This is a genomic window from Desemzia sp. FAM 23989 (genome assembly GCF_045528345.1).
In the GTDB taxonomy this organism is placed as follows: Bacteria; Bacillota; Bacilli; order Lactobacillales; family Carnobacteriaceae; genus Desemzia.
This window is the reverse complement of the sequence record NZ_JBGQQT010000006.1, coordinates 85,555-107,912: the sequence shown is the minus strand read 5'-3', so window position 1 is coordinate 107,912 and position 22,358 is coordinate 85,555. Positions and strand designations below refer to the sequence as shown.

The following is a 22,358-nucleotide window of genomic DNA, read 5'->3' as shown; positions in this document are numbered from 1 at the left end:
AAGTGGATCGCTTTCAAAATGATACAGACATAAGAAATGTAGAAATCATCACATTTTTCAGCAAAACAATTGAGTAAACAGTTGTTAAGTTGCTAGTGAAAAAATGTTGCAAGTAACTTTTCTGTACGAATGATAATGCATTGTGAGAAAATAGAAAATAAATGAAAAGTATTGCTGAGAGGATAGATAAAATGAGTATTGGATATGCCTGTTTAGTGGTAGGAGTAACAAAAACTAATATGCGCAAAGTTATTAAGAAAAATGCAACAGAGGAAAAATTAAATGAAGTCACCTTACACAATTTGTTAGCGTTAGAAAAAATGATTGATTACAATATTGAGAACGATATCAAGTTGTACCGAATCAGTTCAGATGTGATTCCTTTTGGCTCAAGTCCAGTCAATGGCTTACCGTGGTGGGATATTTTTAAAGAAACTTTTGAGCGCATTGGTCATAAAATTGCTGATAGCGGTATGCGGGTCTCTTTTCATCCAGGACAATATACAGTATTAAATTCTCCTACAGAAGAGACTGTTGCTAGAGCGATAGAAGATTTGCAGTATCACAATCGTGTATTGGAATGTTTAGGTGTCAATAATGAACATAAAATCGTTCTGCATATCGGCGGAGTCTATGAAGATAAAAAAACAGCCAGTAAGCGATTTATCGAAAATTTTCAAAAATTGGAACCGGCTATTCAACAACGGTTGATTATTGAAAACGATGATCGATTATATACCATTGAGGATGTTTTATCGATTGCTAAACAGATCAATATTCCAGTCGTCTATGATAATTTGCACCATGCTGTAAACCCTAGCGGAAATTTTAACAGCGATGCGGAGTGTATTTTAGAAGCCGGTAAGACATGGAAAGAAGAGGATGGGAGACAAAAAGTCCATTATTCTCAACAAGCTTTAGATAAGCGTTCAGGAGCACATACAGCGACAATTTATCTAGAACCTTTTATGGAGTTTTACAACAGTTTGTACGACCAAACGATTGATATTATGCTGGAAGTAAAGGACAAAAACGTTTCTGCTGTTAAATGCATCAATGCAACTCGCTTAAATCCTTCTATCAAATATTTGGAAAAAGAATGGATGAGGTATAAATACTTGGTATTGGAACATAGCCCAGAACGATACCAGCAAATTCGAACTTTATTAAAAGATAAAGAGTCGTATCCAGTAGAACAGTTTTACCAATTAGTCAAAGACTCTCTAGAGGAAGAAGCTCAGCGAGGCAATACAATCAATGCAGCACAACATGTTTGGGGACATTTGAAAGAAGAAGCAGATGAAAAAGAGACAAGAGCTTTTGAACGTAAATTGATTGCGTTCCAAGAAGAAAAGGCAACTGTGAAAAGTTTGAAAAACCAACTGATGAAATTAGCACAGAAATATGAGGAACGCTATTTATTGCAGTCTTTATTTTTTGATGTTTGATAACAATATAAAAAAGACGACATAGATAAAAATATGTTGTCTTTTTTATGAGCATTTTAATATACATCGTACACGATTTAATATAAGATGTTAGGAATCAGTAAAAAGGTTTAACTGAAAAATTAAAGGGGTTGACAACATGTTTCTAGCATGGAAAGAAATAAAATATTCAAAAACACGTTTTGCATTGATCATTGGAGTTATGGTATTAGTATCTTACTTAGTTTATTTTTTAACCGGATTAGCATATGGTCTAGCACAAGATAACCGAACTAGTGTAGATAAATGGGATGCAGATGCGATTGTATTAACGGATGAATCGAATACGAATATCAACATGTCCATGATCACCTTGGGACAAGCAGAAGAAGTTTCAGGCGATGAAACAGCTTTATTAGGTCAAACTGCTGGAGTTGTTCGCAAAGAAGGGGAAACTGGCGAATCCTCAAAAATCAATGTAACTTTTTTTGGAATCGATCCTGATGAATTCATTATGCCGGACGTTATTGAAGGAAAACCTTTCTCAAACAAAGATGAGGTAGTAGCAGATATCAGTTTGAAAGAAGAAGATGGTATTGAAATTGGTGACAACATCCAATTAGCAGGTAGTGATAAAACTGTAACGGTCACAGGTTTTACTGAGAATGCTAAATTCAACGTTGCTCCTGTTCTGTATACTACGATTGATTCTTATCAAGAAATTCGGTTTGAAGCGATTGATGATTCCGAAAATGGAAGAATCAGTGCTGTTATTGTAAGAGATAACTCAGAAGATTTAACAGGTGTTGAAATTGGAGACGATGGTTTAATTCCATATGCCATAAACGATTATATTTTCAAAATACCAGGCTACAGTGCACAAGTGTTAACATTTGGGTTAATGATTGGATTTTTAGTAGTTATTGCGGCAGTTGTTATAGGAATCTTTATTTATGTGCTAACGTTACAAAAATCTAGTTTGTTTGGTGTTATGAAAGCACAAGGAATCTCTTCGGGGTATATAGCAAAATCAGTTATCGCTCAAACATTTATCTTGTCAACTGTCGGAGTAGGTATCGGATTATTATTGACTCTAGGAACCTCTCTAGTATTACCAGCTGCAGTTCCTTATCAAAACAATAGTCTCTTTTTAATTGCTATTACTGCGCTATTGATTTTAGTAGCTGTTTCAGGGGCCTTGTTCTCTGTAAGAACAGTTGTCAAAATCGATCCACTAGAAGCTATTGGTTAAAAATAAGGAGGAAATAAGATGAAGTTAATTGAATGTAAAAATATTTCGAAAACATTTGGAGACGGCCACACAGAAGTACAAGCGTTAAAAGAAACGAACTTTTCAGTAGAAGCTGGAGAGTTTGTGGCGATTATTGGGCCTAGTGGTTCTGGGAAAAGTACGTTGCTAACAATTATTGGAGGATTGCAAGGTCCTAGTGAAGGAGAAGTATTGATTAGAAACAATCCCTTTAGTGAAGAAGAAGAAAAGAAACGGGCTGCTTTAAGATTTAAAGAAATTGGTTTTATTTTACAAGCATCCAATCTTGTCCCTTTCTTAAACGTTCGAGATCAATTGAGATTAGTGAATAAAGTGAAGAAAACTAAGATGGAAATAGAGGAAACAGACAGCTTATTGGAAGAATTAGATGTTTTAAGACTAGGAAAAAGTTACCCTAGTGATTTATCAGGAGGAGAGCGGCAACGTGTGGCGATTGCAAGAGCACTTTATCACGATCCTTCTGTTATTTTAGCAGATGAACCTACTGCCAGTTTAGATTCAGAAAGAGCTTTTGAAGTAGTGGATATTTTAGCAAGAGAAACAAAAAACAAACAAAAAGCGACGATTATGGTTACTCATGACGAACGACTAATCACTAAATGTGATAAGGTTTATGTCATGAAAGATGGAGTTTTGTCATTGCGAAAGAACGACTAGAAAAATCATTTTTACACATTAAACGAGTAGTAATTGAAAGGAGCTAAGTGAATGGATGAATCAATTTTTGAACGTTCGCTAGAAAACCAACTCTGCTTTGAAGTATATAAAGCTGCTAATGGATTTTCAAAGCTGTATAAAAGAGCATTGAAACCATTCAATCTAACTTTTCCACAATATTTGGTTTTACTGGCGTTGTGGGAAGGGGACGAAGTTTTCGTTAAAGTCATTAGTGAACGTCTGGGAATGTCTATTGGAACCTTAAATCCAATTTTGAATCGGTTAACTTCACAGGGATGGGCAGAAAAAAAAACATCTATTGAAGACAAACGCGCTACCGTAGTGATACTGACGGAAAAATCACACAGAGAAAAAAAAGCTATCTCATTGAGTATTTTGCATGAGGTAGTGCAATGCAACCGTCTAGAAATGGATGGGGAACTTTTTTTAAACAACTTAAAAAATCTTAACAGTGAATTTGAGCGAACAGAAAAATTAGCTGAGAATAAAGCACGTAAGAGTGAAAAAGTTAGAATTGAGGATACTAATGAAAACTAAAAAAACAGTCAGTGTTATTGGAGCTGGTGTAGCCGGATTAGCAAGTGCTATTCGTCTGCAACATGCTGGTTACAGCGTTGAGTTATTTGAAAAAGAAAGTATTCCTGGTGGAAAAATGAATTTGGTAGAAAAGGATGGTTACCGTTTTGATTTGGGACCAAGCATTGTGATGATGCCAGACCTTTACCGTGAAGTCTTTGAATTAACAGGGCGCAACCCTGATGATTATATTCCAATGGAGAGATTGGACCCTATGTACACAGCTCATTTCAATAGAGGAAAAGAGCAGTTTGATGTCTCTTCTGATTTAGTAAGTCTGACGAAGACATTAGAAGAAATCAGTGAAGAAGATGCTCAAGGATTTATGCATTACTTAAAAGATATCTATGAACGGTTTAATGTAGCTAAAGATCACTTTCTACAACGACCTTTTCGCAATGCCAGTGATTTTTATAGACCTTCTGTGATTAAACAAGCGCTTAAATTGAAAACATTTGATAGTGCAGATCATATGATCAGTCAATACGTTAAAGATGAACGTTTGCAGCAAATGCTGAGTTTCCAAACCCTTTATATTGGATTATCTCCAAAAAATGGTCCTTCTTTGTACACAATTATTCCGATGATTGAACTCCTTTATGGTGTGTGGTTTATCAAAGGCGGGATGCATACAATGGCTGAATCCATGGAAAGATTGTTTATTGAATTAGGCGGTAAAGTCCATTATCATACTCCTGTTGAAGAGATTCTGATTGAAAACCAACAGGCTAAAGGAATCAAATTGGCAGATAGCGAAGTTTATTCTGATTTTGTTATGTGCAATGCTGATTTTCCGTACGCTATGAAGAATTTAGTGAAAGAACCTAAGGCAAAAGGAAAATACACGGATAAAAAGATCGACAGTATGAAATATTCTTGTTCTTGTTTTATTTTGTATTTAGGAATGGATCGTAAATACCAAGAATTGGCTAACACACATAATTTTGTTTTTTCTGAAGATTTAGATCAAAACATTGAAGAAATTTTTAATGGCACTAAATTGAGTGATCCGTCTCTTTACCTGTACATGGGATCTAAGATGGACCCGACGCTAGCCCCAGAAGGCAAGGATGGTTTGTATGTGCTTGTTCCGGTGTCAGAATTATCTACAGCTCAGTATGAATGGACTGATGAAACCGTTCAGTATTACAGAGAAAAAGCGTTACAATCGTTGAAAAATTTACCAGGCCTTGAAAATATTGAGCAGGAAATTGTCTCTGAATCTTACATCACACCGTTAGATTTTGAATCAAGATTTAACGCCTACAATGGAGCCTGTTTTGGGTTACAGCCTAACTTACTTCAAAGCAACCATTTCCGTCCGCAAAGTAAAGCTAAGAATTGTGAAAATCTTTATTTTACTGGAAGCAGCACTCATCCAGGAGCTGGAGTTCCAATTGTATTATTGTCAGCGAAAATAGCTACTGAAGAATTAATATTAGATGATCAGCCAGTTCATGCATAACAATTGGTGTAAGGAGGAAAAAAATATGAAGGAGCCGTTAGATAGAATGTTAGAAAAGGATTATCTTTATTGCGAAGAAGTAATAAAGAAACATTCAAGAAGTTTTTATTATGCTTTTTCACAATTACCTGAAGAAAAAGCTAAAGCGATATATGCCATTTATGCATTCTGCAGGAGAGCGGATGATACTGTCGATATGGCACCAACTGCCGCACAACAACGTAAAAATTTAGATCGATTAGAACACGAATTAACCTTGTTCGAAGAGGACCGACCGGTAGATAATCCAGTTTGGCGTGCTTTAACAGATGTCTTTGAACGGTACCCAATGAATATTGAACCCTTCTATCATCAAATTAAAGGACAGAGAATGGATATTGATTTTACATCACCAGATACATTGGCAGACCTTGAAGACTACAGCTACTACGTGGCAGGAACAGTTGGATTGATGCTGTTACCTATTTTAGCTAAAAGACATACTCAAGAAGCTACAGAAAGTGCATTAACTTTGGGTATAGCTATGCAATTGACCAATATCTTACGCGATATTGGAGAAGATTTAAAAGAAAATAACCGGGTTTATTTACCAAACGATATCTTAAGTCAAGAAAACTATACAATAGAAGATTTGAAAAATGGTTCTATTACAGCAGCATTTATCCGTACTTGGGAACAGTTAGCTAGTCGTTCAGAAGCACTTTATGATCACTTTAAAAAAGATATACATTTGTATGACCCAGAAAGTCAATTACCCGTCCTTATATCTGCAAATGTTTATCGTGGGATATTGGATGCGGTAAGAAAAAGCAAGTACAATTGTTTTGATAAACGCAATGCAGTCTCTCTCGTAGAAATGGATAAAATCCGTCGTGAAACAAAACAGTTTTTAAAAGCATAAACAGTGGAGTAAATTCAAAAAAAGGTTATGTTTATCAAACAAAAGGGTGGTGATCCAATGCAAGAAAAACAAAAGTCAGTAGTGATTATTGGTGGTGGACTCGGAGGTCTCTCAGCCGCAGTGTCTTTAGCGCAAAGCGGTTTTAAAGTCTCCTTGTATGAAAAAAATCAACACCTTGGTGGAAAATTAAATCGACTGGAGCAAGATGGTTTTGGTTTTGATTTAGGGCCTTCTATATTAACGATGCCGCAAATTTTCAAAAAACTGTTTACACGCAGCCATAAAAAAATGGAAGACTATATTCCAACGATTCGTTTAGAACACGAGTGGCGTTCGTTCTTCCCAGATGGAACACAGATTGATTTATATGGTGATTTGGAAAAGATGGCGCATGAAAATCCAGCTCTCAGTGAAAAAGATATGGCAGAATACCAGAATTTTTTAGATTATGCTAAACAGTTGTATGAACTAACCGAAAAAGGTTATTTTGCTGAAGGATTAGACAGCACGTTGGATGTTATTCGCCATCATGGAGTAATTGAAGCGATAAAGGGATTCGATTATTTTTCTTCCATGTACGATGGTATTGCCAAACGAATCAGCAATCAAAAGCTAAGAGATATGCTGGCTTACTTTATTAAATACGTTGGATCCTCAGCTTACGATGCTCCTGCTGTATTAAATATGATGATTTATATGCAACACAAACAAGGGGTTTGGTATGTTCCTGGAGGTATGCATGGTATTGCAGAAGGGATCGCTCAATTAGGAAGCGAGCTAGGAGTTCAATTTTATACAGGTAAAAAAATTGTTCGCCTGATACCTGACCAGTATGGCAACATTGAAGCAGCTGAGTTAGAGAATAAAACAATATTGAAAGCGGATTATTTTATTTCGAATATGGAAGTTATACCTGCCTATGATGAACTGCTTGAAGAAGACGATACATTTATCCAAAAGTTGGAAGATAAATTTGAACCGGCTAGTTCAGGTTTAGTACTTCATTTAGGAGTAGATAAGTTATATCCTCAATTATCTCACCACAACTTTTTCTTTTCTGAAAATTCTGAGAAAAATTATGAGCAGATTTTTCATCGTCATGAGTTGCCTGATGATCCGACTATCTACTTGGTGAATGTCAATAAAACAGATGCATCACAGTCTTTACCAGGCCACGAGAATATCAAAATTTTGCCGCACATTCCTCATTTACAAGATAAGCCTTTTACTGAATCTGACTACCTTGCTTTGAGAGAAAGAGTATTGATCAAATTAGAACGCATGGGATTAACTGATTTGAGAAAGCACATTGTGACAGAAGACATGTGGACTCCTGAAGATATCAAAGAAACCTATCTTTCTCACCGTGGAGCAATTTATGGAACGGTATCGAATCGTAAACAAAACCATGGCTTTAAGCATGCTAAACACAGTGAAAAGTACGATAACCTTTATTTTGTCGGAGGAACAGTCAACCCAGGGGGCGGAATGCCGATGGTAACACTTAGCGGCCAACAAGTACGAGATAAAATTGTACAAAAGGAACAAAATGCCCATGAAATCTAAACAAACAATGGCTTACCAAAGTTTATTAACACGCCAAAAGGAAATTGCTTGGACAAGAGAAGAACGTCCATACCTAAAACGTATTGAGCGACTTGAATGTTTGAAAAAAATGTTGACAGAACATGAAGAAGCTTTTATGGAAGCTCTTAAGAAAGATCTGGGGAAATCCGCTGTAGAAAGTTATGCTTCGGAATTAGCTATTTTGTTCAACGAAATTGATTATGTCAAAAGCAACTTAAAAAAGTGGCTTAAGCCAAATCAGTCTTATCATATTGGAATAGGTGGTTTAGGAAAAAGCTCTCTCTCCTATCAGCCCTATGGTTCAGTACTCATTATTTCTCCTTGGAATTATCCGCTTCAACTAACATTGATGCCGTTGATTGGAGCAATAGCTGCAGGCAACAGCTGTTTTATCAAACCGTCAGAATTTGCACCGGCAGTTAGCTCCATGTTTTCCGAATTGATTCCGAAATACTTTGATGCAGAACTTATTACAGTCGTAGAAGGAGACAGCAGCGTTGCTGAAGAGCTCTTAGAATTAGATTGGGATTTTATTTTCTTTACTGGCAGTAAAAAGGTGGGGAAAAAAATATATCAAGCTGCAGCTGAACGTCAGGTTCCCGTTGTCCTCGAATTAGGTGGGAAAAACCCTTGTATTGTAGAGCCAACAGGTCTGACTAAAGAGACTATCCGTCAAATCGCTTGGGGGAAATTCTTGAACGCAGGACAAACGTGTATTGCGCCAGATACGGTTTACGTTCATGAGTCCATTTATCCCCAGTTTTTAGATCAGCTAAAAAAACAGATCGAGATGTTCTATGGAGCTTCCCCTAAAAACAGTAGCGATTATAGTCGGATTATTCATCAAAAGCATTTAAACCAATTGTTGCGCTATTTGAAGGACGGATTAGTAGTTTATGGAGGAACTTTTGAGGAGGAACAGCTCTATCTAGCACCGACGATTTTGACAGATATTCAAAAAGGCAGCTCAATTATGAAAGAAGAAATATTTGGACCCATTTTACCGGTCATACCTTATTCATCTATTGAATCTTTAACAAATAAACTGCTTATGCAGCCTGTTCCTCTAGTGACCTATGTTTTCAGCAAAAATAAAGCTAGCATCAAGAACATAGAGCAACAATTGCGCAGCGGAGCATTTAGTGTAAATCAGGTCATTCGTCATGCAGCTCATTCATCTGTTCCTTTTGGAGGAGTGAAGGAAAGTGGAGTCGGGAACTATCATGGATTTGCTGGTCTTCAAGCTTTCAGTTATCAAAAAGTCTATTACGAACAAAAAAACGCGAGAAGCTTACCGCAACAATATCCGCCTTATCAGATTAGTCAGTTGAAAAGATTGAAAAAGTGGCGGAAATGGCTTTTTTAGGAGGTCCTCAGATGTTGATATTCATTCTTTGTTTGTTAAGTTACGCTTTTTTGGCAGGATGGTTGGCATTTTTTAAAGTGCCTTTTCTTCCAAAAAGAACAACTGAAGAAAGTCCAGAAGCTGAAATTTCCGTTATTATTCCTGCTCGGAATGAAGAGAGCAATCTCCCTAGATTATTGACCTCTTTAAAGCAGCAAAAGCTTCAACCTAAAGAAGTTATTGTCGTAGACGACAATTCAGAAGATGACACAGTAAAAATAGCTGAAAAATTTGGAGCAAACGTAGTAAAAAAGAATGAGAAAGAATCCGTTGTTGGTAAATCTGCTGCTTGTCTTAGAGGGGCGAAAGCTGCAACAGGAGAGTGGCTGCTTTTTTTAGATGCGGATACTTATTTAAACGATCCTGAAAGTTTACAACGGTTTGCTCTTGCGTACCATGCACAAGACTGTGACGGGATTTTATCGGTTCAACCGTACCATACTGTGCAGAGTTTGTACGAATCACTTTCTATTGTTTTCAATATTATGGTCTTAGCAGGGATGAATGTATTTACCGTCTTCAAAAAACAGTTTACTGCAGCAGGTGCTTTTGGGCCCTGTTTGCTTTGTTCTAGAGAACAATACTTTTTAATAGGCGGGCACGAAGAATCTGAAACAACACTTATGGAAGACTTTGTTTTAGGTAAAAAATTTCAGCAGCAAGGGCTTGCGTTGAAGCTGTATGCTGGAAAAGAAGTTGTGCATTTTCGAATGTATTCTGAAGGAATTCAGCAATTGATAGAAGGTTGGTCAAAGAATTTTGCCACTGCTTCTCAATCTACTCATCCAGTGGTCTTGCTTTTAATTGTGTATTGGATAAGTGGCGGAATAGGAACTGGAATTTTCCTCATCGTATCATTGATAACAGCTTCTAATTCTTGGCTAGTAGGGGCAGTAATGATGTACTTCATTTATTTGGTGCAATTTTTTGTTTTTGCAAAAAGAGTGGGACGTTTTAATCTATTAGCCATATTAAGTTACCCTATCCTTTTTTTATTTTTTATTGTTCTGTTTAGTTGGTCAATAGTACAGACGCATTTATTGGGTGCGGTAACGTGGAAAGGACGAAAAATTAAGATTGAATAGAGGAGGACTGGGCATGCAGCTCATCTATTTACCAAATACATGGACTATTTTAATCGATGTAATCGCTTGGTATATTTTTCATCTGTCTATTTCTTGGGCGGCACGTAATATATCAAATGAATTTTTTTGGAAAAAGCAGGAATGGTTTCGAATAAGAAAATGGGAAAAATCTGGAGCCATTTGGCAAAAAAGGTTTCGAGTTCGTTCGTGGAAACCGTATTTACCAGATGGAACGAAAATTACCAAGAAGGGTTTTGATAAAACTCATTTAAAACATTTTGATCAAGCTAGTTTACAACACTTTGTAATTGAGACTAGGCGTGGAGAATTCGCGCATTGGATGATGATTCCACCGGCGTTTTTGTTTTTCTTGTGGAATCCTCCATGGGCAGGTTGGATCATGGTGGCATATGCTTTTGTAGCTAATTTACCTTTTATTATCGTTCAACGGTATAATCGACCGCGTCTGGAACGATTGATTCAGAGAAAAGAACAACTAGCAAAAGAACCACTAAAAGAGGTTGTTTGAACTCTTTTAGTGGTTCTTTTTAGAACAAGTCTAATTGTCTTGGAGCTAATCCGGTAAACGTAAGCCCTAAAATAGCTTGCAATTCTTTGGCATTTTTTGCAGCATGTCCTCCAGAGTTGTTGTTAAAGATAACGGCTACTTCATCCGTCTCTTTTTCTAATTCTAGAATAATGTCCGCAAATTCTCTCAGTTCCTCTTGGTTATACTCATAAAGAGTCCTTTCTGAACGCCAATTTTTACTGTTTCCATCCTGCCAGCCTTCAAAATTCCTGCCATGTAGCCGTAGAAGAGTTAACGTTTTATTCGTATTCTCAGGAACGAGGGGAACGCTGTTATTTGGCGTTGGAGGTTGATCGACTACCGTATGAATAAATTGATGTTCTGTTAGAAATGCTACAGTAGATTCTTTATTTTGAGTGCTGTACCAACTGGAATTACGAAACTCAATAGCTATTGGGGCGTCTTTCATCCAAGCTCTGATTTTTCTTAAGTAGTCCACATTTTCTTTTGTGCAACCGAAATAAGGCGGGAACTGGAATAAAAATGCTTTGATCCGGTTTTGTTCCAGCATAGATTCAAAACGAGTGAGAAAAGCTTGAAACATCTGAGATTCGCTAGAAAAGTCTTCAATCCATTTTCTATGCTGCGTCATAGCTTGATAAGCTTTTGGAATAAACTGAAAAGATTCGGGAGTTTTAGTGATCCAGCTATGAAGATTTTTTTCTGAAGGAATGGCGTAAAAACTAGTATCTAATTCCACGAAAGGAAAATGGCCAGCGTAATCTTCTAGTTTCGTGTTTTTACTGGTTTCAAGCAATGCATGATCGCTCCAACCAGTCAGACCAATAGTAATCATAGTTTATGTCTCCTTTTCAGATTTAGTTTTCTTCAGGCACAAAGTCTATACCAACATATGCATCAAATAAATCATATAACTCTTTATCTATTTTCTTTAAAGAAACCGGGCGACCTTTATCACTTAAAAAACAATGTTTGCTTTCACCGAAAGAGCGCAATTTGCCGCTCTTTTTATCGATGATACGGTAAGAAATTTCTAAACGAATACCATTGAACACTTCAATTTTAGGAATAATGTAAACTCGGTCATTGTAACGGACCATTGATTTGTACTCACAATTTATACTGAGTACTGGGACAATGATACCGCGTTTTTCCATTTGGTCGTAACCAAAACCTATTTGGTCCATTAAGTCAGTCCTAGCTTCCTCGAACCAACGAATATAATTCGAATGGTGGATGATTTTCATTTGATCCGTCTCATAGTATTGTGCTTGGTGCTCGTATAATTGATAATCTTTTTTCAAAATACAACCTCTTTTCAATAGTAGTTCATATACTGATGTATGAAGCCCATCCGATGCCGAATAAATTTTTGTTTACTTTTATCTAATATATAGTAAGGTATATAAAAGCTTTTTATATTTACTTGCTTTTAGAATAGATTGCAAACACGAATAATTTACAGGACTATTTGAATGGTGAGTTTATTTTACCATTTATTAAAGGTTTTTGTGTATGGATATACATATCTCAATATAGATACTGTTAAACAATAAAATAGAGCATGAATAACATAGATTAAGTTCAAATTTGTTGATAATACACAAAAATAATATCTAAATACAGTAAACCTGGATAAAAGACACACTAATTAGTGTGTCTTTTATCCAGGTCTTTCAGATCTATTCTCTTGCTATTAGGGGATTTCTAGATAACTCACTAAAATTGGCACGAAAATTGCTTATATATAAATGAAAGCTGAAGCACGGTTAATAAATTAGCCTGGCTATATTAATTGAGGTTTAATCAACTAAACTATTAGGTAATGTAAGGGTCTTCTTACTATTTATTTCTACCTATTCATTTACGGATAAAAAAGAATGGGAAATTTAAACAGTCATTATTAATAAACAACATCTAATAGAAGTTTTGAATAACCTCTGCTTTTAAGAGCTTAGAAATAAGAGGAATACTAAACAGAAAGGGGTAAGAAAGAGAGAAGAGGAAAAAAAAAACGCAGATTTAATTTAAGCACCAAATCATTAAAAAGTAAAATCATTTATTTAGGAGGTAAAAATATGGTAGGAATTATTCTAGCAAGCCATGGCGAATTCGCTGAAGGCATCTTGCAATCTGGAGCAATGATTTTTGGAGAACAAGAAAACGTTAGCGCTATTACTTTAATGCCAAGTGAAGGTCCAGAAGATGTAAGAGCAAAAATGAAAGATGCAGTTGCGTCTTTTGATGATCAAGATGAAGTGTTGTTCTTAGTGGATTTATGGGGAGGTACGCCATTTAATCAAGCAAATGCATTATTTGAAGAACACAAAGATACATGGGCGATCGTTGCAGGATTGAATTTACCGATGCTGATCGAAGCTTATGGATCTCGTTTATCAATGACATCTGCTCATGAAATTGCAGCACATATCGTTGAAGCGGGAAGAGAAGGGGTCAAGGCTAAACCGGAAGAATTGGTAGCAGACACTGCGAAAGTTCCAGTTGCAGAAGACGGACAACCTAAAGGACCACTTGCTCCAAATACAGTAGTTGGAGACGGAAAAATCAAATTCGTCTTAACACGTGTAGACTCTCGTTTATTACATGGTCAAGTTGCGACATCATGGTCTAAATCTGTAGGACCAAACCGTATCATCGTTGTTTCAGACTCAGTAGCACACGACGACATGCGTAAAAAATTGATTGAACAAGCTGCTCCTCCTGGAATAAAGGCAAATGTTATCCCAGTCGATAAATTGATTGAGATTACAAAAGATACTCGCTTTGGAAATACAAAAGCATTGATTTTATTTGAAAATCCTACAGATGTGATACGTGCAATTGATGGCGGCGTTGAAATCGATGAGGTAAACGTTGGTTCGATGGCTCACTCAGTTGGGAAAGTCGTTGTAAACAAAGTTCTTTCAATGGGACAAGAAGATGTAAAAGCTTTTGAAGAAATGAAATCAAGAGGCATCAAATTTGATGTACGTAAAGTTCCTAATGACTCTCGTGCGAACATGGATGAACTTTTGAGAAAAGCAAAAAATGATTTAGCAAAAGCATAATAATACAATAGAAATAAATTATTTAGGAGGGCTATTATGTCTATTATATCAATAATTTTAGTAATACTTGTCGCTTTTCTAGCTGGTATTGAAGGAATCTTAGATGAATTCCAATTCCATCAACCTCTAGTAGCATGTACTTTGATCGGTTTAGTAACAGGGAATTTGACAGCAGGTATCGTTCTTGGAGGTACGCTTCAAATGATCGCGCTTGGCTGGGCTAACATTGGAGCAGCCGTAGCACCCGATGCTGCATTGGCATCAGTTGCATCAGCAATTATTTTAGTTTTAGGTGGACAAGGGGTTGCCGGAGTTCCAGCAGCTATCGCGATTGCGGTTCCTCTTGCAGTAGCAGGACTTTTCTTGACAATGGTTGTTCGTACATTAGCTGTACCTATTGTACACGCAATGGATAAATCAGCTGAAGAAGGAGATTTCAGAAAAATTGAAATCTTACAAATTTTAGCAATCTGTATGCAAGGTGTCCGTATCGCTATCCCAGCTGCAGCGCTATTATTTATCCCGGCAACAACAGTTCAAGGATTCTTAGAATCAATGCCTGCATGGTTGACAGATGGTATGGCTATCGGTGGTGGAATGGTTGTTGCTGTTGGTTATGCACTAGTTATCAACATGATGTCATCTAAAGAAGTATGGCCATTCTTTGTTCTTGGTTTCGTAGTAGCAGCCGTTTCTGAATTGACATTGATCGCTCTAGGAGCAATCGGAGTTGCTATCGCTCTTATTTACTTGAACCTTTCTAAAATGGGTGGTTCTTCAAGTAACGGCGGAAACAATACTGGTGATCCGCTTGGCGATATCTTAAACGATTATTAATCCTGAAGGAGGAGAAATTGACATGGAAGAAAAAATTACTTTATCTAAAAAAGATCGCTTAGCTGTGGCATGGCGTTCAACATTTATCCAAGGTTCTTGGAACTATGAACGTATGCAAAACGGCGGTTGGGCATTTTCAATGATTCCAGCCATTAAAAAATTGTACAAATCTAAAGAGGACCGCTCAGCAGCATTGAAACGTCACTTAGAATTCTTTAATACTCACCCATATATCGCTTCACCAATTCTTGGTGTTACTTTAGCTCTTGAAGAAGAACGTGCGAATGGCGTTCCTGTTGATGATGTAGCTATCCAAGGGGTTAAAGTTGGTATGATGGGTCCTTTGGCCGGTGTTGGTGACCCGGTGTTCTGGTTTACTGTACGTCCAATGTTAGGAGCTCTAGGAGCTTCATTAGCAATGGGAGGAAATATTCTTGGACCAATCTTATTCTTTGTAGCTTGGAATTTGATTCGTTGGGGCTTCATGTGGTACACACAAGAATTCGGTTACAAAGCCGGTTCTAAAATCACAGAAGACCTTTCTGGTGGTTTATTGCAAGATATTACTAAAGGTGCATCTATTTTAGGGATGTTTGTACTGGCAGCATTAGTACAACGATGGGTATCGATTGGTTTCAAACCCGTTATCTCCGAAGTACAATTGGAGGACGGAGCATTTATTGAATGGGATCAGCTACCTGCAGGTGGAGAAGGAATGCGTCAAGCCTTTGAACAAGTAAATTCAGGTATGGCTCTTTCTCCTACTAAAGTGACCACGTTACAAGATAACTTAGACCAATTGATTCCAGGATTGGCACCGTTATTGTTAACATTATTCTGTATGTGGTTATTGAAGAAAAATGTTAGCCCAATTGTTATCATCTTAGGTTTATTCGTAGTTGGTATCGGCGGACACTTGATCGGACTACTATAATAACTGAAAGAAACATCAGTCGATTCAATTCTGTAAATGAATAGTGGATCGTAAAAAGAGCGGCTGGGATTTTTGTCTCAGTCGTTTTTTTTGTGGTTTATTTGAATGAAGAAACGTATAATGACTGTAAGACGATAAATGAAATGGAGCGGTTTGAATGGTTGAATCAATTAACACAAAAGTGGATTTGGTGATCGATGCCACCGCTTTTACGGGACTAACAGATTATGGGAAAATCATGATCGGTGATAGAGGATTTGAATTTTATAATACGCGGGATCCGCACAAATTTATTCAAATTCCTTGGGAAGAGGTAAATCTTGTGATTGCTTCAGTCATGTTTAAAGGCAGATGGATCCCGCGTTATGCGATCGAGACGAAAAAATCGGGTACGTTTACTTTTTCTTCAAAAGACCCTAAAAAAGTTCTTCGTGCGATACGCGAATACGTTGACCCCGATTACATGGTACACTCATTGAGCTTTTTTGAGGTTATCAAAGGTGCTTATAAAGCAATAGGGAAGAAGAAAAAATAACTGTTTTTAGTATCAATTTTTTTTGCCATTAGATAAATATAAAAGTAACTTATCGATAATAAGCTTTAAAGTGTGCACTGAGTTTTTTTACTCCTGCTCTCTTGTTCGCTTAGAGAAAAGTTTTTAAATCTTTAATTGAATCTAGAACTAGAATTTGTTAAAATGAAATCAATAATCAAAAGACAGTGATAAGGATCAGTAGGAATGGCTCTTTTTTAGAGAGCGCATGGTTGGTGAAAATGCGCAGAGATACATTTTGAACTCGCCTTAGGAGTTGCTTTGCTGAGAAAGACTTTCAAGTAGGCAGAGACGTTTCATCCGCGTTAAGGATAAGATGAGATTGCAAGAGATTATTGCAGTAAATTTAGGTGGTACCACGACTATAAAATTGAGTTCGTCCTAAGAATACAAGGAATAAATGCCTTTGTATTTTTAGGGCGATTTTTTTTACACTAATATTAAGAAAAGAGGTAATTAGGAATGAGTTTTAATCACAAAACCATTGAAAAGAAATGGCAACAATATTGGGATACAAATAAATCTTTCCGCGTAATAGAAGATCCTGAAAAAGATAAGTTTTACGCAATGGACATGTTCCCATATCCATCAGGTTCAGGACTGCACGTAGGACATCCAGAAGGCTATACTGCAACGGATATTCTTTCTCGAATGAAACGTGCTCAAGGGTACAACGTGTTGCATCCTATGGGCTGGGATGCCTTTGGTCTGCCAGCAGAACAATACGCACTGGATACAGGAAATGATCCGGCTGAATTTACAGCTGAAAACATTCAAACGTTTAAACGTCAAATCAATTCTCTAGGATTCAGTTTGGACTGGGACCGTGAGATCAACACTACTGATCCAGAGTATTACAAATGGACTCAATGGATCTTTACGAAATTATATGAAAAAGGTTTGGCTTATGAAGCAGAAGTAGCTGTAAACTGGTGTCCTGCTTTAGGAACAGTTTTGGCTAATGAAGAAGTCATTGATGGCAAAAGTGAACGCGGAGGACATCCTGTTTACCGTAAGCCAATGAAACAATGGATGCTGAAAATCACAGCTTATGCAGATCGTTTGCTAGAAGATTTAGAATTAGTAGATTGGCCAGAAAATATCAAAGATATGCAACGCAATTGGATCGGTAAATCGGTAGGGGCCAATGTAACGTTTAGCGTGAAAGAATCTAGTGAAGAATTTACTGTGTTCACGACAAGACCAGATACACTTTTTGGGGCGACGTATGCTGTTTTAGCTCCTGAGTCTGATTTGGTTGAAAAAATCACTACACCAGAACAAAAAGCAGCTGTTGAAGCCTACATAAAAGAGAGTAGTCTGAAAAGCGATTTAGACCGTACAGATTTGAATAAAGACAAATCAGGAGTCTTTACTGGAGCTTATGCAATCAACCCGGTAAACGGGAAAGAAATGCCTATCTGGATCGCAGATTATGTACTGGCTTCATATGGAACGGGAGCTATCATGGCTGTTCCAGCTCATGATCAACGTGACTGGGAATTTGCGACTAAATTTGATTTAGAGATCATCCCTGTACTTGAAGGTGGAGACATCACAAAAGAAGCTTTCACTGAGGATGGGACTCATATCAATTCAGAATTTTTGGATGGACTTGGAAAAGAAGCTGCTATCGAAAAAATGAATAGTTGGTTGGAAGAAAAAGAAATCGGCAAAAAAGAAACGACTTATCGTTTACGCGACTGGTTGTTCGCTCGACAACGTTATTGGGGAGAACCTATTCCTGTTATTCATTGGGAAGATGGTACGACCACTACTGTCCCAGAAGAAGAATTGCCATTGTTGCTGCCAGTAACTAATGAAATCAAACCTAGTGGTACTGGTGAATCTCCGCTTGCAAATATCACTGATTGGGTAAACGTAGTTGATCCAGAAACCGGTAAAAAAGGGAAACGTGACACAAATACGATGCCGCAATGGGCAGGTAGTTCATGGTATCATTTGCGTTACATTGACCCCCACAATTCAGAACAATTAGCGGACCCTGAAAAATTAAAAGAATGGTTGCCGGTAGACATTTATATCGGCGGGGCAGAACATGCTGTATTGCATCTATTGTATGCACGCTTCTGGCATAAATTCTTATACGATATCGGTGTCGTTCCAACAAAAGAACCGTATCAAAAATTGTTCAACCAAGGAATGATCCTAGGAGAGAACAATGAGAAAATGTCTAAATCAAAAGGGAATGTAGTCAACCCTGATGATGTGGTAGAACAATATGGAGCAGATACATTACGTGTTTACGAAATGTTTATGGGACCGTTAGATGCTTCTATTGCATGGAGTGAAAACGGACTAGAAGGAAGTCGCAAGTTCTTAGACCGCGTATGGCGTTTGATCATGGATGAAGATGATAAGTTACGTGATCGTATCACGACTTTTAATGATGGTAAGTTAGATGTGGTATATCATCAAACGGTCAAGAAAGTTACTAAAGATTATGATGCATTACGTTTCAATACAGCCATTTCTCAATTGATGGTGTTTGTAAATGAAGCATATAAAGCAGAAGCGTTGCCTGTTGAGTATATTAAAGGATTGATTCAACTATTGGCGCCAATCGCTCCTCATCTAGGAGAAGAATTGTGGCAAAAAGTGACCCAATCTCAAGAAGGTATTTCTTATGCAGCTTGGCCAACATATGATGAGAAATATTTGCAAAAAGATGAAGTAGAAGTTGTTTTCCAAGTTAATGGCAAACTGAGATCAAAAGTTCAAGTTTCCAAAGAAATCTCAAAAGATGACATGGAAAAATTAGCGATGGCAGATGAAAAAGTCCAGCAATATATTGAAGGGAAAAATATCCGTAAAGTGATCGTTGTTCCTGGAAAATTAGTCAATATTGTAGCTAACTGATCCGTTTCGTATTGGATGGTTAACATTCTTTTTTTCACATTAGGTGTGCTATTATTCTTATAAAGGAATAGTAGCACATCTTTTTATGCCTTATAAAACATTCTTAGGAGGGGTTTTAATGGATGCTGCAAGTTGGTTGGCCATAGGGATAGCTGTAGCAGTTGCCATTGGTTTATTTGATGATAAGAAAAAGAAACGTAAGAAAAAAGAAAAAGATGACGAGCAATAATGGTTCAATAAAAAAGCGAAGAGTCTATTCGCTTTTTTATATGTTCAGGACAAATACAACCCAATAAAAGGTGGAGATACAATGGAACAAAACAGACAAAAGATGATTCGTTTGAACAATGGGCAGCTCATTCCATTAATTGGGCTGGGCACTTATAATATGGATGCTAAAACAGCAGAAGAAACGATCTATAGCGCTTTAATGAAAGGATATCGTTTAATTGATTCGGCTGCGATGTATGAAAATGAAGCTGAGGTAGGTCGTGCAGTTCGAAGAGCAGTAAACAGTGGGATTCCACGTGAAGAGATTACTGTTGTGACCAAGATTTGGAAAACAGATTTGGGATACGAAAAGACCCTGAGAGCTTTTGAGAAAAGTTATGGAGCTATGAATCTGGATGTCATTGATTTAGTATTGATCCATTGGCCAGATGTTTCCAATGACGTGAATATCAAGACTTGGAAAGCATTAGAAGAAATTTATTATAGTGGCAAAGTAAAAGCTATCGGTGTCTCCAATTTTGATGAAGAGCAGTTAAATTACTTATTTGAATGGGGAGATATCAAACCAGTAGTGAACCAGTACTCTTCTTATCCAGGCAACAGTCAGGAAAATTTGCGAGTGTTTTGCGAAAAAAGTGGTATTCGATCGATGGCTTATAGTCCAATTCATAGAGGGAAAACGTTGGATGATAGAGATATCCAAAGATTAGCAGAAAAATATCAAAAAACGCCCGCACAAATTGCACTTCGTTGGAATATCCAACGGGGCGTTATTCCCATACCCAAAACAGAAAGCAAAGATCGTTTAGAAGAAAATTTACAGGTATTCGACTTCACTTTATCTGAAAATGAGATGTCATTATTATTGGCAAAAGGATAAAGGTGTCTACATTAATTCAAAGTAGTTAAAAAAGCATTAAATTTTGATTGAGCTGGCTCTTTAGACATTGCATCTTGTCTACTTTATAAGTAGAATGTAAGCTAGCAAAATATTTTGAGAGTAGGCTTATAAATGTCAAATGAAACGATAAGTAAAAAAACGAAACATGTTGAAAGTGATTCACAGAGTAAAATGTTATCGGGTTCTGCTTGGATGTCTGCTGCAAGTATTATCTCTAGACTGTTAGGTGCTATCTACATTATCCCTTGGATGGCTTGGATGGGAGATAAAGCGACAGCTGAGGCAGCCAATGCCTTATATACTGTTGGTTATACACCTTATGCTTTGTTTTTAAGTGTCGCTACAGCAGGTGTCCCTTCTGCCATAGCTAAACAAGTTTCTCATTATAATTCGTTGGGAGAGTATGATATCAGTAAGGACATATATAAACGAGGGTTACAAGTTATGTCAATTACAGGTATCGCTTCCGCTATCCTGATGTACGCATTAGCACCATTTATCGCAGCAAATAGCCCAACAGCTTCTGCTGCAGACGGAACACAAGTGATTCGTACATTGTCTATAGCTTTACTGCTGATTCCAACGATGAGTGTAACTAGAGGGTATATTCAAGGGTTCCAATCAATGGCTCCATCCGCTATTTCACAAGTTGTTGAACAAATTGTGCGGGTCATATTTATGCTGGCTTCAGTATTCTTTATCCGTCAAGTATTTGATGGGTCAGTTGTAGATGCTGTATCATGGTCTACTTTTGGAGCTTTTGTTGGGGCATTAGCCAGTATGGTATTTTTGGTTTATGTAGTGTGGAGAAAACAGTTAAATGCGAAACCAACTATTGGTTCCAGTTCTAGCAGCAACATAACTGTTTCAACCAATCAAATCTTGTTTTCTATTATCAAAACGGCTATTCCTTTCATTATCATCGGAGCTGGAATTACGATTGCTCAATTAGTCGATCAATTTACATTTGATCCTATCATGAAAGCTGTTAGTGATTATACTCCTAAAGAAATACAGAGAGTTTACGGTGTCGCAGCAGCAAATGCGCATAAATTGATCATGATCGTACTTTCGTTTGGGAGTTCAATGGCCATTACTTCAGTACCTTTGATCAGTAGTTTAATGGCTAAAAAAGATCATAAAGGATTGAGCAGACAATTTAATAATAGTATTCAATTGCTGTTTCTTATTATCATTCCGGCGTCAGTGGGAATGGCTGTAGTGGCTGAACCATTGTATACATTATTTTATCAACATGATGATTTTGGAACGAGTATTACTCAATGGTCAGCTATTATGACTATTTTTTTAGGGTTGTACACAGTAGTGAGCATTATGATCATGTCAGCAAACAGACCCCGTGCTGCGATAAAGGGGCTAGTAATAGGGGTGATTGTGAAATTAGCTTTACAATATCCACTACTAGCTGCTTTCAAAACTCACGGAATGCTGGTTTCTACGATGATTGGTTTTGCAGTATCTTCCCTTATTATTATTCATGCAATGTATCAGACAGAACATTTCAATCTAGGATTATTGTCGAGAAGGACACTGTTAATAACCATTTTCTCTGTAATCATGGCGATAGCTACAACAGTCGTCAGAGAGTTGCTTTACCTGTTTATTCCAGTTAGCGACAGAGGATTAGCTTTAGTAGTTATATTGATCGTAGCTTTAGTAGGGGTAGCTGTTTACGGCTATCTAATCTTTAAATCAAGACTAGCAGATAAAGTGATCGGCACAAAAGCAACAACATTTAGAAAAAAAATAAAAATATAAGAGCGTGGAGAGAGGCGTTTAAGGACAGAGCGCGGAACAAACCGTTTAGACTTTCGTAGAGTTCACTTTTGGCGTTTAGTTGGGTGTTCTTTCCCAACGAAAAGGTAAAATGAAATCATAGGGAATCAAGCTTACGCAACGCGTTTAAAACCAGAGCGTGAAGTAAGCCGTTAAGCCCACACTTAAAAAGAGAGTTAGGATTTTTTAATG

Annotated in this window: 19 protein-coding genes and 1 other annotated feature; of the genes, 17 read left to right on the top strand and 2 right to left on the bottom strand. The window is 37.2% G+C overall.

Annotated elements, in window-relative coordinates; genetic code table 11:
* The first annotated feature begins 191 nt into the window (after positions 1 to 191).
* The 10 genes from uvsE to ACEN36_RS05395 all read left to right on the top strand — a co-directional run bounded on the left by uvsE (position 192) and on the right by ACEN36_RS05395 (position 10,944).
* A complete protein-coding gene (uvsE, locus tag ACEN36_RS05440; protein WP_407126127.1) occupies positions 192 to 1,448 on the top strand; it encodes a UV DNA damage repair endonuclease UvsE in 1,257 nt (418 codons plus the stop codon).
* A 139-nt stretch (positions 1,449 to 1,587) separates the two neighbouring features.
* Entirely contained in the window at positions 1,588 to 2,679 is a 1,092-nt protein-coding gene (locus tag ACEN36_RS05435) for an ABC transporter permease (RefSeq protein ID WP_407126126.1), read from the top strand.
* Between the two features lie 18 nt (positions 2,680 to 2,697).
* Positions 2,698 to 3,375: an ABC transporter ATP-binding protein gene (locus ACEN36_RS05430; RefSeq protein WP_407126125.1), complete on the top strand. Its 678-nt coding sequence runs from the start codon at positions 2,698 to 2,700 to the stop codon at positions 3,373 to 3,375.
* Between the two features lie 51 nt (positions 3,376 to 3,426).
* Positions 3,427 to 3,933 (top strand): MarR family winged helix-turn-helix transcriptional regulator, encoded by a 507-nt coding sequence (locus ACEN36_RS05425; protein ID WP_407126124.1) that lies wholly within the window; start codon positions 3,427 to 3,429, stop codon positions 3,931 to 3,933.
* Complete coding sequence (locus tag ACEN36_RS05420; protein WP_407126123.1) at positions 3,923 to 5,437, top strand: phytoene desaturase family protein; 1,515 nt, start codon at positions 3,923 to 3,925, stop codon at positions 5,435 to 5,437. Before ACEN36_RS05425 ends, ACEN36_RS05420 begins: the two co-directional genes overlap by 11 nt.
* 25 nt (positions 5,438 to 5,462) lie before the next feature.
* The gene (locus ACEN36_RS05415) at positions 5,463 to 6,338 is read left to right on the top strand and encodes a phytoene/squalene synthase family protein (protein WP_407126122.1); all 876 of its coding nucleotides are present in this window, start codon (positions 5,463 to 5,465) and stop codon (positions 6,336 to 6,338) included.
* Between the two features lie 57 nt (positions 6,339 to 6,395).
* Positions 6,396 to 7,904, top strand: coding sequence for a phytoene desaturase family protein (locus tag ACEN36_RS05410; RefSeq protein ID WP_407126121.1), 1,509 nt, complete (start codon positions 6,396 to 6,398; stop codon positions 7,902 to 7,904).
* Complete coding sequence (locus ACEN36_RS05405) at positions 7,894 to 9,291, top strand: aldehyde dehydrogenase family protein (RefSeq protein WP_407126120.1); 1,398 nt, start codon at positions 7,894 to 7,896, stop codon at positions 9,289 to 9,291. Before ACEN36_RS05410 ends, ACEN36_RS05405 begins: the two co-directional genes overlap by 11 nt.
* An 11-nt stretch (positions 9,292 to 9,302) precedes the next feature.
* Positions 9,303 to 10,415, top strand: a complete 1,113-nt coding sequence (locus tag ACEN36_RS05400; protein ID WP_407126119.1) for a glycosyltransferase — start codon at positions 9,303 to 9,305, stop codon at positions 10,413 to 10,415.
* A 13-nt stretch (positions 10,416 to 10,428) separates the two neighbouring features.
* Positions 10,429 to 10,944, top strand: a complete 516-nt coding sequence (locus tag ACEN36_RS05395; protein WP_407126118.1) for a glycosyl-4,4'-diaponeurosporenoate acyltransferase — start codon at positions 10,429 to 10,431, stop codon at positions 10,942 to 10,944.
* A gap of 19 nt (positions 10,945 to 10,963) precedes the next feature.
* On the opposite strand, the gene ACEN36_RS05390 is transcribed toward ACEN36_RS05395, so the two are convergent.
* Positions 10,964 to 11,800, bottom strand: a complete 837-nt coding sequence (locus ACEN36_RS05390; protein WP_407126117.1) for a DUF72 domain-containing protein — start codon at positions 11,798 to 11,800, stop codon at positions 10,964 to 10,966.
* Between the two features lie 22 nt (positions 11,801 to 11,822).
* Positions 11,823 to 12,269 (bottom strand): acyl-CoA thioesterase, encoded by a 447-nt coding sequence (locus ACEN36_RS05385; RefSeq protein WP_407126116.1) that lies wholly within the window; start codon positions 12,267 to 12,269, stop codon positions 11,823 to 11,825.
* Between the two features lie 774 nt (positions 12,270 to 13,043).
* On the opposite strand from ACEN36_RS05385, the gene ACEN36_RS05380 reads away from it, so the two are divergent.
* The 7 genes from ACEN36_RS05380 to ACEN36_RS05350 all read left to right on the top strand — a co-directional run bounded on the left by ACEN36_RS05380 (position 13,044) and on the right by ACEN36_RS05350 (position 22,148).
* Positions 13,044 to 14,033 (top strand): mannose/fructose/sorbose PTS transporter subunit IIA, encoded by a 990-nt coding sequence (locus ACEN36_RS05380; RefSeq protein WP_407095594.1) that lies wholly within the window; start codon positions 13,044 to 13,046, stop codon positions 14,031 to 14,033.
* Between the two features lie 36 nt (positions 14,034 to 14,069).
* Positions 14,070 to 14,870, top strand: coding sequence for a PTS mannose/fructose/sorbose transporter subunit IIC (locus tag ACEN36_RS05375; RefSeq protein ID WP_407095596.1), 801 nt, complete (start codon positions 14,070 to 14,072; stop codon positions 14,868 to 14,870).
* A gap of 22 nt (positions 14,871 to 14,892) precedes the next feature.
* Positions 14,893 to 15,804 carry a PTS system mannose/fructose/sorbose family transporter subunit IID gene (locus ACEN36_RS05370; RefSeq protein ID WP_407103182.1) on the top strand — a complete coding sequence of 304 codons (912 nt, stop codon included), beginning with the start codon at positions 14,893 to 14,895 and terminating at the stop codon, positions 15,802 to 15,804.
* A gap of 157 nt (positions 15,805 to 15,961) precedes the next feature.
* The gene (locus tag ACEN36_RS05365) at positions 15,962 to 16,339 is read left to right on the top strand and encodes a DUF956 family protein (protein WP_407126115.1); all 378 of its coding nucleotides are present in this window, start codon (positions 15,962 to 15,964) and stop codon (positions 16,337 to 16,339) included.
* Positions 16,340 to 16,515: 176 nt separating this feature from the next.
* Positions 16,516 to 16,744, top strand: a binding site (T-box leader).
* 75 nt (positions 16,745 to 16,819) lie between these two features.
* Positions 16,820 to 19,237 carry a leucine--tRNA ligase gene (gene leuS / locus ACEN36_RS05360; protein WP_407126114.1) on the top strand — a complete coding sequence of 806 codons (2,418 nt, stop codon included), beginning with the start codon at positions 16,820 to 16,822 and terminating at the stop codon, positions 19,235 to 19,237.
* Between the two features lie 310 nt (positions 19,238 to 19,547).
* Complete coding sequence (locus ACEN36_RS05355) at positions 19,548 to 20,348, top strand: aldo/keto reductase (RefSeq protein ID WP_407095602.1); 801 nt, start codon at positions 19,548 to 19,550, stop codon at positions 20,346 to 20,348.
* Positions 20,349 to 20,480: 132 nt separating this feature from the next.
* The gene (locus ACEN36_RS05350; RefSeq protein ID WP_407103180.1) at positions 20,481 to 22,148 is read left to right on the top strand and encodes a polysaccharide biosynthesis C-terminal domain-containing protein; all 1,668 of its coding nucleotides are present in this window, start codon (positions 20,481 to 20,483) and stop codon (positions 22,146 to 22,148) included.
* Positions 22,149 to 22,358: the final 210 nt, after the last annotated feature.